We start from the raw sequence: 15,654 nt of genomic DNA, 5'->3' as shown, positions 1-15,654 counted from the left end.
GCTGGTGGTGCCGCTTAAAACAAGAACGCCCCCCGCGGAAGCGGGAGGCGTTCTTCGCAAGCTCTATTTAGAGGGCGCGGATGTTCTCGGCCTGAGGACCCTTGGGGCCCTGGGTTACCTCGAACTCGACCTTCTGGTTCTCATCGAGGGACTTGTAGCCATTCGACGCGATCGCGGAGTAGTGCGCGAAAACATCGGCGCTTCCGTCGTCGGGTGCGATAAAGCCGAAGCCCTTTTCAGCGTTGAACCATTTCACGGTACCTGTTGCCATTTGTAAAACTCCTCCAGGAGTGTTAGACCGGACCCGACTGTCGGGACCGTTCGTCGCGGTATTCGTCGTCCGCTTCCGAAAGGAATGTGGCGCATCAACTGCGATTCGAGTGAACCACAATCGGTGCGTTTAAGACGTGCAAGCACTACAACTTCGAGTCCAACACTAGCCCACAAGTCTGGACGGTTTCAAAGTTCTCAGGCTTTTTGACATGAAAGCTTCACGTTTACCGAAGAATTCACCTGAACTCCGGGGCGAGCACTGCTCGGCGAGGCCTCGGGCGCTCGTTGGCCGAAACTGGTTACGGCGTGTCATTCGGCTGTCACGAAGTCGATCAAATGTTCCACGCGCCCTAAAAGTTGCGGTTCCAGATCGGCAAAGGTGCGCACGCGGCCGAGAATTCGCTGCCAGGCCCGGGCGATATCGGCCTGTTCCTCGTGTGGCCAGCCGAGTGCGTCGCAGATGCCGTGTTTCCATTCGATGTTCCGCGGTACGTCGGGCCAGGCTTTGAGGCCGATCCGTGCGGGTTTTACCGATTGCCACACGTCGACGAACGGATGCCCCACTACGAGAACGTTCGCCGCGAACGGCCCGCGCGCCACGGCTTCTGCGATGCGACTCTCCTTGGATCCAGGCACGAGGTGGTCTACCAATACGCCGACTCGACGTGCAGAGGCCGGACGGAATTCGCGGAGGATCTCGTCGAGGTTGTCGACCCCCTCGATATATTCCACGACAACGCCTTCGATGCGCAGATCGGCGCCCCAGACTTTTTCAACCAGCTCAGCGTCGTGACGTCCCTCGACAAAGATGCGACTGGCGCGCGCGACGCGAGCAGGCGCATTGGGCACGGCCGTCGAGCCTGAAGCCGTGCGTACCCGGCCCAGGGCGGCCGCCATGGTCGGTGCGACCAGTGTGACGGGACGTCCATCGATCAGGAAACCAGAGCCGAGCGGAAACAGACGCAGCTTGCCATGCCTGTCTTCGAGTGTGACGATCTTTTTTTCTACGCGAATGACGGCACCGCAAAATCCTGTGGCTGTTTCTTCGACAACCAAGTCCCGAACGGCTTCCTGGGTTGGAATAATGATGCGTCCCGCGTCGCGCCACCCGGGGGAGAGCACGTCTGCACTGTAACGTTCGTCCATTGCATCGACGCTAGCGGAAGTCCGTGAAGTCGCCGGGCATGACGCGGTACTCTGACTGTATGTGTGGTCGACTCGTCATTACTGATTCAGCGCCCGATCTGGCTGCGATGTTCGATATCGAGCATGTTGGTGAGAATCTGCCGGAACCGTCCTGGAATATCCGGCCGACTGAACAGATTCCGATCGTGCTTGAATCGGCCAAAACCGACCCCCCCGTGCGTCGATTGGAATCAGCACGCTGGTCACTGATTCCATCTTTCGCGACGGAGTCGACGTCGAAATTTCCGACCTTCAATGCTCGGGCAGAAACGGCCGCCGAGAAGCCGACCTTCACGATGTCCGTGCGGTCGCGGCGCACCTTGGTCCCGGCGACGGGCTACTTCGAGTGGCACACCGAGGGGACCGTAAAGACCCCGTACTTCATCCAATCCGACGATGGCCTTCCGCTCGCTCTCGCTGGTCTGTATTCCTGGTGGAAGAATCCGGCCGCCGTTGACAGCGATCCGGCGCGCTGGGTGTTGTCCGCAACCATCCTGACGACTAGTGCCCAGGGTCCGCTCGCGCAGATCCACGACCGCACACCGGTTGCCTTGCCGGAGGAGTGGTGGGACCACTGGTTGGATCCGGCCACGGAAGGTGACCAAGGTCTCGTGGATGGCGCCGTCGCAGCCTCCCGGACAGTCGTAGAATCACTTAATTTTCATGAGGTCGGCCGAGTGACCGGGAACAGCCCTGAACTGATCGAGCCGATCACCAACGCTTCGATGTAATTGCATCGGGCCCCAACCGGTACGCTCGAAGCAGTACGAATAAGCAGAACGCTCAACTCAGTGCCTGGCGGAATTACGCGGGCGCTGCCGTGAAAGGAACACCCATGAACATCGTCGCCTTCGTCGTCGCGTTTGCGATCTTCGTTTTGGGTTTTTGGCTGTTTGGCCTGGCGTTCTCGGTCACGTCCCTGATGGCACCGATCTTCATTGCGGGAATCTTGTGCGTGGCCATCGCAATGGCAATCCCGTTCCACCTGCTGCGCAACTAAGCCCCGCTCGGCTCGCGCGCCGGGTGCTGCATTTGCAGGAATCCCGCTACGAGATTGATCAGCATAGCCAAAATCATCGATCCTAACGGAAATGACAGCAGCGCATGCTGTAGCGTCGCCATCCGCAGCGAGTGATTCTGGATGCTCGTGTCCGAGACCTGGTCGGTCATGCCGATCGTGAAGACCAGGTAGGCGAAGTCGGTATACCGCGGCGGTTCGGGCTGATTGAAGTCGATGTCGTCGGGAGAGTGACTGAATACAGCGAGGCGCAGCGCAAGGTAAACAGCGTGTGCACCAGCACCCGGGACAGGGCAACGCTGGCAATGGCCACTGCGGCGAGAAATCCGCGCTGGGAACTCAAGGTCGCCGTCGTCCCGAGTAGAAACACGACGTTCGCGCCGAGATTCGCGAGCCCGGCCAGCAGAATCAGAAATTCTGAAACGACCCGTGACGGATCTTCGCGAGTAGCGTGCGTGGTCGTCGCGTCGGCATCCTGGCGGCTGATGACAATCCAGACCCAACTTATATAGGTCACGCAGGTAGCACCCCAGCCGAGAAATACGGCGAGAACCCAATCACCCGAGGGACCAGCCGTAACCCCGACGATAAGTCCGGCCACGAGCATGACGACCAGACGGGTACTGTACCGGTGCAGGTGCGCGAGTGGAATGGTAACAGGCTGATCGTGGCACATAATGGCCGGTCACCCACCCAGCTCTCCCTCGGCGCGGTATCAGAATTGCACGGTAATGTGGGGGTTCGATCGATTTCGCATTGATTGACTTCAAACACGGAAAGGTCCCGCCCAGGATGCAAGACAGCCCGGCCGCATCCACCCCCTACGAGGTCCTCGGAGTGAGTCCGACCGCGACCGAGAATGAGCTACGTCGCGCCTATCGACTGTTGTTGCGCCAGACCCATCCCGATGTCGGCGGCAGCGCGAGCAGATTTCATGCCGTGCAACTCGCCTGGGAACGTGTTGGAAGTCCACAGAACCGGGCCGATTACGATCGTCGTCGCTTCGACGACCCCGAGCAGGCCGCTCCAACGGATGCCTACGCCGCCTCCGCCGCCCGCGGTCCTGCCACGAAATCCAGCCTGAAAACCCGCATGCACGGTCATCCCGGCGGTCAGGCGCGCCTGAGATACCTCGATCTCGTGCGCGAATGGGCTGGCCGCGGCACGGTCATCGACGACCCGTACGCCCCCGCGCTCATTCGCAGCGCCCCGAAACCTGTACGGCACTGCCTCGCCAAAGCTCTGGCAGAGGAGGCCACAGCCCAGCTTGTGGCCAATCTCGGTATCGGTTTCACCGCGTGGCACGACATCGATACCGGAAGCCAGACCGACAAAATCGACCACATCGTCCTCGGCCCGGCTGGATTGTTCGGCATCTTGTCCGAAGACTGGGGCGCACCCGTGCAGCTGCGCCGCGGTGAACTGATCGGCGACGAACTGCCGGAGGAGGATCGCCCGATCCATCAGTTCGAGGATGCCGCCCGCTCACTCAGCCGCGCATTGAAAGTACGCTTCACCGCTCTCATCGTCGTGCTACCCGACGTAGCCCTTGACGAACCGGTATCGCTGCCCAAGCGTGGCCGACGGCCGATGATCATTGTGATTCCGCGATCGCGGCTCGTCGGCGTGCTGCGCGAGGGATTGGCCGGCATGGAGCGCGGAAGCTTCGAAAAGGTCTTCGAGCTGCGCAGCACTTTACTTAACGGCATCCGTTTCGTAAATACCTAGGCGTTTCGAGATGACGAGCGCAGGGCCAGCTTGTCGACCCAATAGCGCAGAAATGTGGCCCCGGCCTCATCGTGGATCTGGTCGCCGATCACGATCACCGGGTACGGTCGGTCAAGAATGCCATCGGACGGGCGCACATCAACGTGGGTGACGTCGTAGCCGGCGTCGTACAGGTGATCGGCCATGCGATAGTCGCTGCGGGAATCGCCCATTGATCGCCACAGCCGGGGCAACGGACCGCTCGCTGCGAAGTAGGCAAGGGCACGTTTCGCGGCATGGTCCTTGTCGAGGGTGACCGACTCGATATCGGTTGAGATGATCGTCGCGTCGAGTCGAAACGGAATACGACCGAATTCGTCGGGTGATTGGCGATCGCCGAATTGCACGCCGAGGCCGTGTTCCACCAATATGGCGAAGGCTGCCGCGTTGAATTCAGATTGACGGGCGCGAAAGCTGGCATGGCTCACATCGGTGCGCTGCTCGACCGAGATCATCGCCTGCTTGGTCTCGTCAAAGAACATCTCGGCTGCGAACGAGTCAGAGACCAGCTGGCGCACCGCGTCAATGACCGCCACCGGCAAGGCAACGCTCTGATCGACGACGACGTCCCCCATGCCGTTCGGTCCGATCGGAAACCACACCGCGCCCTTCTCGCAGACGCCGTACATCCGAAAGGTCTCCGGCAGTCCGGCGTGCACGAGCGGGGCGATCACCTGCTCGCGGATGAAGTCGGCTGACCTCCCAGTGATGAACGCGATCGGCACGTGTCCGGCCGCCAGTGTGATCAGATCGGCCGGAATGCTCGGCGTCGAAATGGTGCGCGTGATCGGGCTCGCAATCGGGCCGTCGACGTCGAGGAGAAGTCCGAGTGGGGACACGGGAATTGACATTTCGCCATTCTCCCACGACCGACGGAAGAGATTCCGGCATCGATCGAACAGCGGATGCTGCGCCCGCGCATGCCAGCACTTATCGTTATCTATGATGATTACGCGACGAGAAGTAGCACTCCGCCTGGATATCCCGCTGGAAATGGCGGCACGTCACGGTATTCCGTCGCGCGTAAGCGAGGGCCAGTTGGCTAAACTCGAGGCCGAGCCACCGGTCTGGCTGCTGCAGTCGCGCACCAATCGCACCGGCAAGAAGCCGGTGTGGGTTCAGCTCACCTGCACGATTTGTGGGTACACCGAAGCCGTGCGCCCGAAAAAATGGTGGCCGACGTTCACATATATCAGCTGCTCGAACCACGGGTTCGACGAGCTGCCTGAGCCAGCCGCCGGATTTGGCCGCACCGAGTGCGACGGGATCGGCAGTCAATTCATTGGGATCACCGATGAGGCACCTGGCCAGAGCGCACCCGTCTGATCCACTACCGGCACCTGAAAATACGCTGATCTCACCACCGATGCGCACGCCCAAGGCGTACGATCACCGTATGAATCCGAATTCACCAAGGCGTTGATCGTGTCTCGCAATTCTCTTAAATGGCTCCCCGCAATCGTCGTGCCGGCGGTCGTGGTCGCCGCGGTGATAGCCGTACCATTCCAAGCCGGTGCCGCCGTCGATCTGCCCGATAAGACACCCGAGCAGGTTCTCCTCCTGGTGAACGACAGCACGGTGTCGACCTTTTCCGGAACGGTCTCCCAATCGTCTGATCTTGGTCTCCCCACGCTGGATTTGAGTGCGGGCATGACCACATCCATGCAGAAATCCGTGACCGAGTCCATGCCGGAAGGCGCGTCCGACGTCGTCTCGGGAACGTCAGCCACCGGGGCACTGAGCACGGCACTGGAATTGCTGAGCGGTTCCCACGAGTTCCGGGTCTACGTCGGTGGCGAAAACAAGTCTCGCGTACAGATCAAGGACCGCATGGCGGAGCGTGACGTCGTGCATAACGGGAACGATGTCTGGCTGTACGACTCCAAGAGCAACGCAGCGACCCACGTGAGCGTGCCGACCGATCTCGCCGGTACCGCCGAGTCGAAGTTTGCCGAGCTCAAGTCGCTTGTCCCCACCGACCTCTCGACCCCGGCGCAGGTTGCCGATCGTTTTCTCAGCGAGCTGGACCCGAGTACGACGGTGTCGGTCGGCACGGACGCCCGGGTCGCCGGACGCAGTGTGTACCAGTTGGTGCTCACGCCGAAAACAGCGGATAGCCTCGTCGCATCCGTCTCGATCGCTGTCGACTCTGAGACCGGCCTGCCAGTCCAGGTGGTCGTGATGGCCGAGGGCCAGAGCGCACCGGCACTGCAGGTCGGCTTCACTGCTCTCGATTTTGCCGCTCCCGACGCTGACCGCTTCGATTTCGTGCCGCCGGCCGACGCCATGGTGACGGAGCAGGCCCTGCCGGCCCGGCCCGACCACGCTAGCGGTGACCACGCGGGGGCACAGAGCCCGACAGCGGCTGAACTGCCCCGTGTCACGGGAAGTGGATGGTCCAGTATCGTCGAGGTTCCCGCCGTCGCCGTCCCGGCCGAGCTCGGCAACAACCCCCTGATCGACCAGCTGACCACTGGTGTCGACGGAGGTCGCGCTCTGACAACGTCCCTCATGACGGTATTCCTGGCCACGGACGGGCGGGTATTCGCCGGTGCGGTTCCGCTCGCCCAGCTCCAGGCCGCCGCAGAGTGACCGTCACCGCAGTGACGCGCTCCGCAGTGACGCGCATCACACTGTGACCGGCGATACCCCGGCTCTCGAACTCGCGATCGAGAGCCGGGGTCTCACCAAGCGGTTCGGCACGCAAACCGCCGTGAATGGCATCGACCTCGCGGTTCCCCGCGGCTCGGTATTCGGCTTCCTGGGTCCGAATGGTTCGGGCAAAACCACCAGCATTCGCATGTTGCTGGCACTCACCCAGGCAACCAGCGGCACTATCACCGTGCTCGGCCACAGCATGCCCGCCCGACTGCATGAGGTTTTGCCCCAGGTCGGCGCCCTGGTCGAAGGACCGGCGTTCTACCCTTTTCTTTCCGGGGCGGCGAACCTACGGCGCCTCGACACCGCCGACCGGCACGCGCCGAACGGCACCCGCCGAGCTCGAGTGCAGCGGGCCCTCGAACGGGTCGGGCTTTCCCATGCGGCCGACAAAAAGGTACACGCATACTCCCTCGGCATGAAGCAGCGGCTCGGCATCGCCAACGCCCTGCTGGTCCCGCGGCAGCTGCTCGTACTCGATGAACCCACGAACGGCCTCGACCCCCAGGGCACCCGAGAGGTGCGCAGCCTCGTGCGCTCACTGGCCGCAGAGGGAACGACCGTGTTCGTCTCAAGCCATCTGCTCGCCGAGGTCGAGCAGATGTGTACCCACGCCGCCGTGATGAGTGCTGGCCGCCTCGTCGCCCAGGGCACGCTGGCCGCGCTGCGGCAGGTCGGTGAGACCAGGGTGCGCGTGCGCACACCGGATGCCCCGGGTGCGATCCGCGTACTCAGCCAGCTGGGGCTGGAGCCCGTGATCCGCGCGCTCGATGATGCTGACCCGATCGTGGTCGCGCCACTCGTCGGTACCCACTGGCAGCCCGAGGCCATCGTGACGGCGCTCGTCGCCGGCGGGGTGCGTATCCGCGGCTTCGCCATCGAGGAACCGAGCCTCGAAGAACGCTTTGTCGCACTGACCGGGGAGGGTTTCGATGTCGTCCAGTGATGCTCTGCCAGCAACGGGACGCAGCGATATCCCGGTGCGGCGCGGGGGTGGCTGGGACCTGCTCGGTTCCGAAATCTCCGTGCTGTTTCGCCGTCGACGGACCTGGGCGATGTTGGTCGCCGTTGCGCTGATCCCGGTACTGCTCGCCGTCGCCGTTCGTTTGTCGTCTTCCACGCTGGCTCCCGGGGAGGGGCCGCCGTTTCTTGATCGGGTGACCCAGAACGGCTTGTTCGTCGGCTTCACGGCGATGGTCGTCGCCATCCCCCTGTTTCTGCCGCTGACCATCGGTGTGGTGGCCGGAGACACGATTGCCGGGGAAGCCGGCCTCGGTACCCTGCGTTACCTGCTGGTGGCGCCAGCTGGCCGGGTACGGCTGTTGTTGGTCAAGTACGCGGGCGCGGCCTTGTTCTGCCTCGTGGCGACCCTGACCCTCACCGTCTCGGGCACGCTCATCGGGGCAGCCCTGTTTCCGGTCGGACCGGTCACGCTCTTGTCGGGCGACACCATCAGCGTGACCGAGTCGCTAGTGCGCTCGCTGCTGGTGGCCGCCTATGTCACCGTATCCTTGCTCGGCTTGTCGATGATCGGGCTGTTCATCTCCACGCTCACCGATGTTCCTGTGGGAGCGATGGCGGCGACAATCGTGGTATCCGTCGTCGCGCAGATCCTCGATGTCATTCCGCAACTGTCTTGGCTGCATCCATGGCTGTTCAGCCATTACTGGCTCGGTTTTGCCGATCTGCTCCGGCAACCACTCGACTTCAGCTCGTTCGGCCAGAATGCGATCGTGCAGGTCTGTTACCTGGCAGTTTTCGGGGCGTTGGCGTACAGCAGGTTTGTGACCAAGGACATCTTGTCGTGACGATCCACCCGACGATTGGGCGATGGCTGAACGAGATGAGGCCGGATCCAGGGGATCCGGCCTCATGAACTGTCTCAACCAGTCCTCGTTGATCTCTCGAAAGAAATCTCCGTGTCCGAGATGGGAATTGAACCCACACGCCCTTAACGGGCACTGGCACCTCAAGCCAGCGCGTCTACCAATTCCGCCACCCGGACTGGGTGAAACGGCCTCCGGATGAACCGGCTGCCGAGGTAATAACTTAGCACGGTTTAGAACCGGCGTTGTGTCGCCTCCCCCCGGCGCCGGCGGGTAGCGTTTGAACATGCCTTCCATTTCGAACGTGCACCCGGCCGCAAGTTCCGCTGATTCAGCCGGAATCTCACCCGCAGGTCATCCTCAAAAACTTGATCTGACCGCCGAAATCGCGCGTGATCTCATCCGCTTCGACACCACGAACTATGGTGCAGGCCGTTCCAACGGCGAAACGGAGGCCGCAGAATACGTCGCCGAGAAGCTGCGAGACCTCGGCCTCGTGCCCGAACTCTTCGATTCCGAACCCGGCCGAACCAGCGTTATCGCCCGGGTCAAGGGTCGCGACGCCGCCCGGCCAGCTCTGGTCGTGCACGGTCATCTTGATGTTGTTCCGGCCGATGCGGCGAATTGGAGCGTCGACCCGTTCGGCGGCGTCATCAAGGACGGCCTGCTGTGGGGGCGAGGCGCTGTCGATATGAAAAATATGGACGCTATGATTTTGGCCTCTCTGCAGGACGTGATCAGTGCCAATGGTGCACCAGAGCGCGACCTCGTCATCGCCTTTTTCGCCGACGAAGAGGCCGGCGGCGTGCTCGGTTCGCACTTTCTCGTTCGCGAGCATCCGCACCTGTTTGACGGAGCCACCGAGGCGATCAGTGAGGTGGGCGGATACTCCATAACGCTCGGCGGTCAACGTGCCTACCTCCTGCAAACCGGGGAGAAAGCGCTGATCTGGGTCAAGCTCGTTGCCCGCGGCGAGGCCGGGCACGGCTCCCGAATGCACCCCAACAACGCGGTCACTCGGCTCGCCGAGGCCGTGGCGAAACTCGGGCGGTACGAATGGCCCATTCGCCTGACCGACACGACCGAACAACTTCTCGGCGAAATCGCCCGCATTCTCGAGGTCGACCCGCAACGGGTCGGCCCGGACGAGCTCGCTCTGGCGACCGGCACGGCGTCCGGCTTCATCCAGGCCAGCCTGCGCACGACGACCAACCCGACCGGCCTCACCGCTGGCTATAAGCACAACGTCATCCCCGACACGGCAGAGGCCCTCATCGACATCCGCGCCCTGCCAGGCGAGGAAGATCTCGTGCTCTCCCAGATTCAGGAGATTGTCGGGGCTGACATCGAAATCGTCACCATGCACCGCGATATCGGTCTGGAGACTGAATTCAGCGGGCCGCTGATCGAAGCGGTCGTGAGTACCCTGGAGCGCCATGACCCCGGCGCGCCGGTGCTCCCGTACCTGCTGTCGGCGGGAACGGACAATAAAGCCCTCAGCACCCTGGGCATCAAAGGTTACGGTTTTGCGCCCCTTCGCCTCCCGGGGGACTTGGACTTTCCTGCGATGTTCCACGGAGTGGACGAGCGGGTACCGCTCGACGCACTAGTGTTTGGCAGGCAGGTTTTGACCGACCTGCTGTCACAATATTGAAGCTGTGAAGTGCCGCCCGAGCCCGTTGGGCACGGGTTTCCTGAGTATTTCACGTAATCCAAGAAAGCGCGGCGCGTGGACTTTCTGAATGCGATCATTCTGGGCCTCGTTCAGGGGTTGACCGAGTTCCTTCCGGTGTCGTCGAGTGCACACATCACGATCGTCGGCCAGTTTCTCGGCACCGGTGATGACCCGGGTGCCCGATTCACGGCCATCACCCAGATTGGCACTGAAGCTGCTGTCGTCATCTTCTTTTGGCGCGATATCGTGCGCATCATCGGCCAGTGGGCAAAATCGCTCACCGGCAGAGTGTCCCGCAAAGATCCGGATGCCCGCATGGGCTGGCTGATCATTCTGGGATCGCTTCCGATCATCATTCTCGGCCTGCTGTTCCAAAACCAGATTGAAACCGTGCTGCGCTCACTTTGGCTCACCGCGACCATGCTCATCGTCTTTGGCATTCTGCTCGGCATCGCCGACCATGTCGGCGCCAAAAGGCGCCAGCTGCAGGACATCACTGTCGGCCACGGCGTGATCTACGGATTCGCGCAGGCGCTCGCACTCATCCCCGGCGTATCACGATCGGGCGGTACCATCACTGCCGGGCTGTTCCTCGGCTACGAACGCGCAGCAGCGGCCCGGTATGCTTTCCTGCTGGCCATTCCTGCCGTGCTCGGCAGCGGCTTCTACCAGGTGTACAAGTCCGTCGCCGATCCCTGTTTATCGGGCGCGACCACGTGCACTCCCGAAATTTTTGGACCGCTCGAAACCCTTGTGGCCACTATCGTCGCCTTCGTTGTGGGCCTCGCCGTGATCGCGTTCTTCATGAACTACATTTCGCGACGGAGTTTTCTGCCGTTCGTGATCTATCGCATCCTGCTGGGTATCGTGCTGTTCGTGCTCCTCGGAACGAACGTTATCTCCGCCTAGTCGGTTCGCGAAGCGGTCGCCGCATCGAGGACGGTTCGCGAAGCCACCGCCGCATGGAAGCTAGGCTTGAAACATGCGTGCATGGGAACGACCCGAAATTGTCTCTGCCCCCGGCGAGTCGAATGCACCCTGGCTCCACGACACAAAAACCGACAGTCTGGTGCTCGCCGAGCCGCTCGATTCAGCCCGACTCTACGTTTGCGGCATCACCCCCTACGACGCGACCCACATTGGCCATGCCAACACCTACCTCGCCTTCGACACCCTCCAGCGGGTCTGGATCGATGCCGGTTACCGCGTGCACTATGCCCAAAATGTGACGGATGTTGATGACCCGCTCCTGGAACGGGCGACCGCCACCGGCGTCCACTGGCGTGACCTGGCCGAATCACAGGTTGAGCTCTTCCGCACCGACATGGAAGCTCTGGGAATCATTCCGCCGAATGATTTTGTTGCCGTGACCGAGGTCATCGACGAGATAGCCGCCGCCGTGGCCCTATTGCAGGAGGCGGGACTCGCCTATCCGGTACCGACCGGCGACGCCATCGCCGGGGCAGACGGAACGATCGCCATCGATCTATACTTTGACATTCGTGCCGCCGAAGCCAGCACCGGCTGGGCGCTCGGTGACGAGAGCAACCTCGACCTCGACAGCATGCTGCGCCTATTCGCCGAGCGCGGGGGAGACCCCGACCGGGCGGGTAAACGCGACCCACTCGACCCGCTGCTCTGGAAGGCTGCGCGTTCGGGGGAACCGGCGTGGGAGTCTCCGGTCGGCGCCGGGCGACCAGGCTGGCACATTGAGTGTTCCGTGATCGCCCTCAAAGAACTCGGCGTAGATTTCACCGTGCAGGGGGGCGGATCCGACCTGATCTTTCCGCACCACGACATGAGCGCTGGGCATGCGCAGGCGTTGTCCGGACATCCGCTTGCCGGGGTCTACAGTCACACCGGCATGGTCGCCTATCAGGGCGAGAAGATGAGCAAGTCGCTCGGTAATCTCGTTCTAGTCTCCGGACTACGCGCTCAGGGTATTGACCCGCGTGCGATTCGCCTGGCCCTGTTGGCCCGCCACTATCGCAGCGACTGGGAATGGACCGACGCACTTCTGGAAGAGGCCATCGCGCGCCTCTCCGTGTGGTCTGCAGCCTTCGGCGCTTCGGCCGTTTCCGCAGCCAAAAACGCTGCCAGGAACGCTGCCAGCATGGAGGTGGCTGGAACGGCTGCTTCGCTCGTGCAGTCCGTGCGCTCTGCACTCCGCCACGATTTGAACACCCCCGAGGCTCTGAAGCTCGTCGACGACGCGGCCGCCGGTCAGCTCGATGACGTCAGCCTGGTGAATCGTGCCGTCAGTGCGCTGCTCGGCATCGCTCTGTAGAGCCGAGCGTCGTCTGCGGCCGACCCGCTGCGTTCCTAGTGCCGTGGCCCATCGGGTCGGCTTCCGGGGCCATCGGGCCGACCGTCTGCGCGCCCGTCGCGCCCGTCGGTGCCGCGCTTGCGCAGATACTTCTCGAATTCCTGGGCGATCGCCTCGCCGCTGGCCTCTGGTGAGTCGACGGTGTCCCTGGCCTGCTCGAGTTGGGCTATGTACGCGGCCATGTCCTCGTCTTCGCCTGCTAGGACATCAATACCGGTTTCCCACTCAGCCGCCTCGGTCACGAGCGCGCCGCGCGGGATGACCACATCTATGACTTCTTCGAGCTTGTCGATCAATGCGAGCATCGCCTTGGGCGATGGTGCGTTGTGCACATAGTGGGGCACCGATGCCCAAATCGACAGGGTCGGAATTCCCACAGTCTCGGCGGCATCGGACAACACGCTGAGTATGCCGACCGGTCCCTCATAATTGCTGCGTTCAATTTGCAGTTCGGCCCGCACCTGCGTGTTATCACTCGAGACAAAGATGGAGATGGGGCGGGTGTGCGGAACGTCGGCCAGCATGGCGCCCAAAAAGACGACGCAGCTGACGTCTGCGGCCAGGGCCGCATCGAGTATCTCCGCGGCGAAGCTCTTCCAACTGCGGGACGGCTCTGTACCGATCAGCAGAAAGATATTGCCTGCGTTCGTTCCACTGACCCGCAACGCGGCGTCGTCCGCCAGCGGAACGCTCAGTGTCCCGGGGGTCTTTGGACCATACATGATCGCTCCCGGCCAACCGAGGGTACGCACGCCTTCCTCGTTCGTTGACACGGTCGGCCGATTGAACTGGTAGTCGAAGTACAGCTCGGGGTCGACCTCGGTGATCTTCTCAACGTCGAGTAATTCTTTCAGCGCGCGAACCGCCCCCGTTGCGGCCTCTCCGGCGTCGTTCCAGCCTTCGAAAGCGACGACGAGCAGCCGTCCGCCCAGAAACCCATTACCGTCAGTCACCGTTTATATCCTCAATTCTTCGGCCTCCCACATGAAGGGCCTCCATCAAGGATAGGCGGTGGCCCTACACTTGAACCCCGTGAATGTTTTTTCTCCGCCCCTGCCCCTGCCCGCTTCCCTACCTGCCGCCGTCCTGTGGGACATGGACGGCACGATCGTCGACACCGAACCGTACTGGATGCGTGCCGAGACGGAGCTCCTCGCCGAGTTCGGCGGTGTCTGGACGCATGAAGACGGAATGTCGCTGATCGGATCAGGATTGTGGAATTCTGCGGCAATTCTGCAAGCACGAGGCGTCGATCTCACCGCGGACGCCATCGTCGCCCGCCTCACCGACCGCGTGCAGCAGCAGCTGGCTGAACACGGAATTCCGTGGCGTCCAGGATCTCGTGAGCTTTTGCGGCAGCTGAAAGCCGCCGGCGTCCCGACCGCACTCGTCACGATGTCGGTGGAGCGCATGGCCCGCCAGATCATCGACCTCATCGATTTTGCAGCATTCGACGTAGTCGTTGCTGGCGATATGGTCGAAAACAGCAAGCCGCATCCCGATCCGTATCTGGTCGCCGCCGAGCAACTCGGCGTGGATCCGGCAACGTGCATCGCGATCGAGGATTCCGTGCCGGGTGTCGAGTCCGCTGTTGCCGCCGGCACGATCACCATCGCCGTTCCCCACCAGATCGACCTGCCGAAGAGCGCGCTCTACACGCGCTGGCCGACGCTCGACGGGCGCACGATCCACGATATCGCCGAACTGTATCACCGTTCGAAGCGTTCTGACGAGCTCTCTCCCAGTCATGCTCTCGCCCCCACCAGGACCGCCCGAAACGAAAGCGCACCACTCGCATGAGCAGCAACCAGGTCATTCAAAACAGCGGACTTTTTCGTGTCGGCGACCGGGTACAACTCACCGGGCCCAAGGGGCGGATGAACACCATCACCCTTCAGGAAAGCCTGACCTTTCACACCCACCGCGGCATTCTCGCGCACGACGACATCATCGGGCAGCCCGACGGGTCGGTCGTCACCAACAACGTTGGCGTTGAGCACCTGGCGCTGCGGCCGCTGCTGGTGGACTTCGTGATGAGCATGCCGCGCGGTGCAGCCATCATCTACCCCAAGGATGCAGCCCAGATTCTGGCGCAGGCTGATATCTTTCCCGGCGCCACCGTCGTTGAGGCCGGCGTTGGTTCCGGGGCGCTGTCGCTCTGGCTGCTGCGGGCGATCGGGCCGGCCGGCCGTCTGGCATCCTTTGAACGGCGCGAGGAATTCGCCGACGTCGCCCGCGACAACGTAGCTACCTTCCTCGGGAATGATCCGCAGAACTGGACCATCACCCTGGGCGACCTTGCCGAGACGCTGCCCGATACCATGCCGCCGCAGAGTGTCGACCGGGTGGTCCTCGACATGCTCGCGCCCTGGGAATGCCTGGGCGCCGTCTCCGAAGCTCTCAAGCCAGGAGGAGTGCTGCTGTGCTACGTCGCCACGGTGACGCAATTGTCCCGTGTGGCCGAGGCCATCCGCGGCACCGGTTTTTATACCAATCCGGATTCCCATGAGACGATGATTCGCGGTTGGCACGTGGAGGGACTCGCAGTGCGTCCCGACCACCGCATGATCGGTCACACCGGGTTCCTGATCACCGCACGTCGGCTCGCCCCCGACACAATCCTTCCCGAGCTGAAGCGACGTCCGTCCAAAACGGACTTCAGCGACGCGGATGTCGAGGCCTGGACTCCGGGGGCGCTCGGTGAACGCAACGTCAGCGCCAAAGTCATGCGTAAACGTGTGCGGGCCGCTGGCGCGGGCGCCGAGCTTTCCAAGGCTCGCGACCTCGACGCCGGTTAGGATAGGGCCCGGCCCATTTCGGTTGAACTCTGCCGAGACCGTAACCGCCTGGACCCAGCCGCACCCGCACCAATCTCACACTCGCGCAGCAGATTCATGCTGCAGCAACCCCGTACCGAAAGAAGGAC

General features: G+C 62.5%; 18 protein-coding genes and 1 tRNA gene. 12 read left to right on the top strand and 7 right to left on the bottom strand.

What is annotated here, in order from left to right; genetic code table 11:
• Nucleotides 1–67: 67 nt before the first annotated feature.
• The gene (locus tag CXY74_RS12415) at nucleotides 68–271 is read right to left on the bottom strand and encodes a cold-shock protein (protein ID WP_035840308.1); all 204 of its coding nucleotides are present in this window, start codon (nucleotides 269–271) and stop codon (nucleotides 68–70) included.
• Nucleotides 272–582: 311 nt separating this feature from the next.
• Nucleotides 583–1,419 carry a DUF3097 domain-containing protein gene (locus tag CXY74_RS12410; protein ID WP_104200709.1) on the bottom strand — a complete coding sequence of 279 codons (837 nt, stop codon included), beginning with the start codon at nucleotides 1,417–1,419 and terminating at the stop codon, nucleotides 583–585.
• Nucleotides 1,420–1,478: 59 nt separating this feature from the next.
• On the opposite strand from CXY74_RS12410, the gene CXY74_RS12405 reads away from it, so the two are divergent.
• Complete coding sequence (locus CXY74_RS12405) at nucleotides 1,479–2,189, top strand: SOS response-associated peptidase (protein WP_158252363.1); 711 nt, start codon at nucleotides 1,479–1,481, stop codon at nucleotides 2,187–2,189.
• A 104-nt stretch (nucleotides 2,190–2,293) separates the two neighbouring features.
• Nucleotides 2,294–2,458, top strand: a complete 165-nt coding sequence (locus CXY74_RS17600; RefSeq protein ID WP_158252362.1) for a hypothetical protein — start codon at nucleotides 2,294–2,296, stop codon at nucleotides 2,456–2,458.
• Here CXY74_RS17600 and CXY74_RS18235 read toward each other — a convergent pair.
• Both CXY74_RS18235 and CXY74_RS12395 read right to left on the bottom strand, forming a co-directional pair.
• Entirely contained in the window at nucleotides 2,455–2,694 is a 240-nt protein-coding gene (locus tag CXY74_RS18235) for a DUF1345 domain-containing protein (protein ID WP_370446149.1), read from the bottom strand. The two genes, CXY74_RS17600 and CXY74_RS18235, sit on opposite strands and share 4 nt — an antisense overlap.
• Nucleotides 2,625–3,152 carry a DUF1345 domain-containing protein gene (locus CXY74_RS12395; protein WP_104200707.1) on the bottom strand — a complete coding sequence of 176 codons (528 nt, stop codon included), beginning with the start codon at nucleotides 3,150–3,152 and terminating at the stop codon, nucleotides 2,625–2,627. Before CXY74_RS12395 ends, CXY74_RS18235 begins: the two co-directional genes overlap by 70 nt.
• Before the next feature lie 116 nt (nucleotides 3,153–3,268).
• Between CXY74_RS12395 and CXY74_RS12390 the strand changes: the two genes are divergently transcribed.
• Nucleotides 3,269–4,204 carry a DnaJ domain-containing protein gene (locus CXY74_RS12390; protein WP_104200706.1) on the top strand — a complete coding sequence of 312 codons (936 nt, stop codon included), beginning with the start codon at nucleotides 3,269–3,271 and terminating at the stop codon, nucleotides 4,202–4,204.
• On the opposite strand, the gene CXY74_RS12385 is transcribed toward CXY74_RS12390, so the two are convergent.
• On the bottom strand, nucleotides 4,201–5,094 hold the full coding sequence (locus CXY74_RS12385) for a hypothetical protein (RefSeq protein WP_199183221.1): 894 nt from the start codon (nucleotides 5,092–5,094) through the stop codon (nucleotides 4,201–4,203). The two genes, CXY74_RS12390 and CXY74_RS12385, sit on opposite strands and share 4 nt — an antisense overlap.
• A 94-nt stretch (nucleotides 5,095–5,188) precedes the next feature.
• Between CXY74_RS12385 and CXY74_RS12380 the strand changes: the two genes are divergently transcribed.
• The 4 genes from CXY74_RS12380 (at nucleotide 5,189) to CXY74_RS12365 (ending at nucleotide 8,709) form a co-directional block, all read left to right on the top strand.
• On the top strand, nucleotides 5,189–5,569 hold the full coding sequence (locus tag CXY74_RS12380) for a hypothetical protein (RefSeq protein WP_104200835.1): 381 nt from the start codon (nucleotides 5,189–5,191) through the stop codon (nucleotides 5,567–5,569).
• A gap of 99 nt (nucleotides 5,570–5,668) precedes the next feature.
• A complete protein-coding gene (locus tag CXY74_RS12375; protein ID WP_104200834.1) occupies nucleotides 5,669–6,835 on the top strand; it encodes a DUF2092 domain-containing protein in 1,167 nt (388 codons plus the stop codon).
• 43 nt (nucleotides 6,836–6,878) lie between these two features.
• Nucleotides 6,879–7,847: an ABC transporter ATP-binding protein gene (locus tag CXY74_RS12370; RefSeq protein WP_104200705.1), complete on the top strand. Its 969-nt coding sequence runs from the start codon at nucleotides 6,879–6,881 to the stop codon at nucleotides 7,845–7,847.
• Entirely contained in the window at nucleotides 7,834–8,709 is an 876-nt protein-coding gene (locus CXY74_RS12365; RefSeq protein WP_104200704.1) for an ABC transporter permease, read from the top strand. Before CXY74_RS12370 ends, CXY74_RS12365 begins: the two co-directional genes overlap by 14 nt.
• A gap of 112 nt (nucleotides 8,710–8,821) precedes the next feature.
• On the opposite strand, the gene CXY74_RS12360 is transcribed toward CXY74_RS12365, so the two are convergent.
• A tRNA-Leu gene (locus tag CXY74_RS12360) sits at nucleotides 8,822–8,906 on the bottom strand.
• 107 nt (nucleotides 8,907–9,013) lie between these two features.
• On the opposite strand from CXY74_RS12360, the gene CXY74_RS12355 reads away from it, so the two are divergent.
• From CXY74_RS12355 to mshC, 3 genes are all read left to right on the top strand, one after another.
• Complete coding sequence (locus CXY74_RS12355; protein ID WP_104200703.1) at nucleotides 9,014–10,381, top strand: M20/M25/M40 family metallo-hydrolase; 1,368 nt, start codon at nucleotides 9,014–9,016, stop codon at nucleotides 10,379–10,381.
• 75 nt (nucleotides 10,382–10,456) lie between these two features.
• Nucleotides 10,457–11,311, top strand: a complete 855-nt coding sequence (locus CXY74_RS12350) for an undecaprenyl-diphosphate phosphatase (RefSeq protein ID WP_104200702.1) — start codon at nucleotides 10,457–10,459, stop codon at nucleotides 11,309–11,311.
• A gap of 73 nt (nucleotides 11,312–11,384) precedes the next feature.
• Nucleotides 11,385–12,689 (top strand): cysteine--1-D-myo-inosityl 2-amino-2-deoxy-alpha-D-glucopyranoside ligase, encoded by a 1,305-nt coding sequence (gene mshC, locus CXY74_RS12345; RefSeq protein ID WP_104200701.1) that lies wholly within the window; start codon nucleotides 11,385–11,387, stop codon nucleotides 12,687–12,689.
• Nucleotides 12,690–12,724: 35 nt separating this feature from the next.
• Here mshC and CXY74_RS12340 read toward each other — a convergent pair whose 3' ends face one another.
• Complete coding sequence (locus CXY74_RS12340) at nucleotides 12,725–13,681, bottom strand: proteasome assembly chaperone family protein (RefSeq protein ID WP_104200700.1); 957 nt, start codon at nucleotides 13,679–13,681, stop codon at nucleotides 12,725–12,727.
• A 106-nt stretch (nucleotides 13,682–13,787) separates the two neighbouring features.
• On the opposite strand from CXY74_RS12340, the gene CXY74_RS12335 reads away from it, so the two are divergent.
• Entirely contained in the window at nucleotides 13,788–14,528 is a 741-nt protein-coding gene (locus tag CXY74_RS12335; RefSeq protein ID WP_255409540.1) for an HAD family phosphatase, read from the top strand.
• Nucleotides 14,525–15,526: a tRNA (adenine-N1)-methyltransferase gene (locus CXY74_RS12330; RefSeq protein WP_104200699.1), complete on the top strand. Its 1,002-nt coding sequence runs from the start codon at nucleotides 14,525–14,527 to the stop codon at nucleotides 15,524–15,526. The genes CXY74_RS12335 and CXY74_RS12330 overlap by 4 nt, the downstream gene beginning before the upstream one ends.
• Nucleotides 15,527–15,654: the final 128 nt, after the last annotated feature.

Origin of the sequence: Cryobacterium sp. Y29 (genome assembly GCF_002929825.1) — a bacterium.
Taxonomy (GTDB): Bacteria; Actinomycetota; Actinomycetes; order Actinomycetales; family Microbacteriaceae; genus Cryobacterium.
This window is presented reverse-complemented; position numbering and strand designations above follow the sequence as displayed.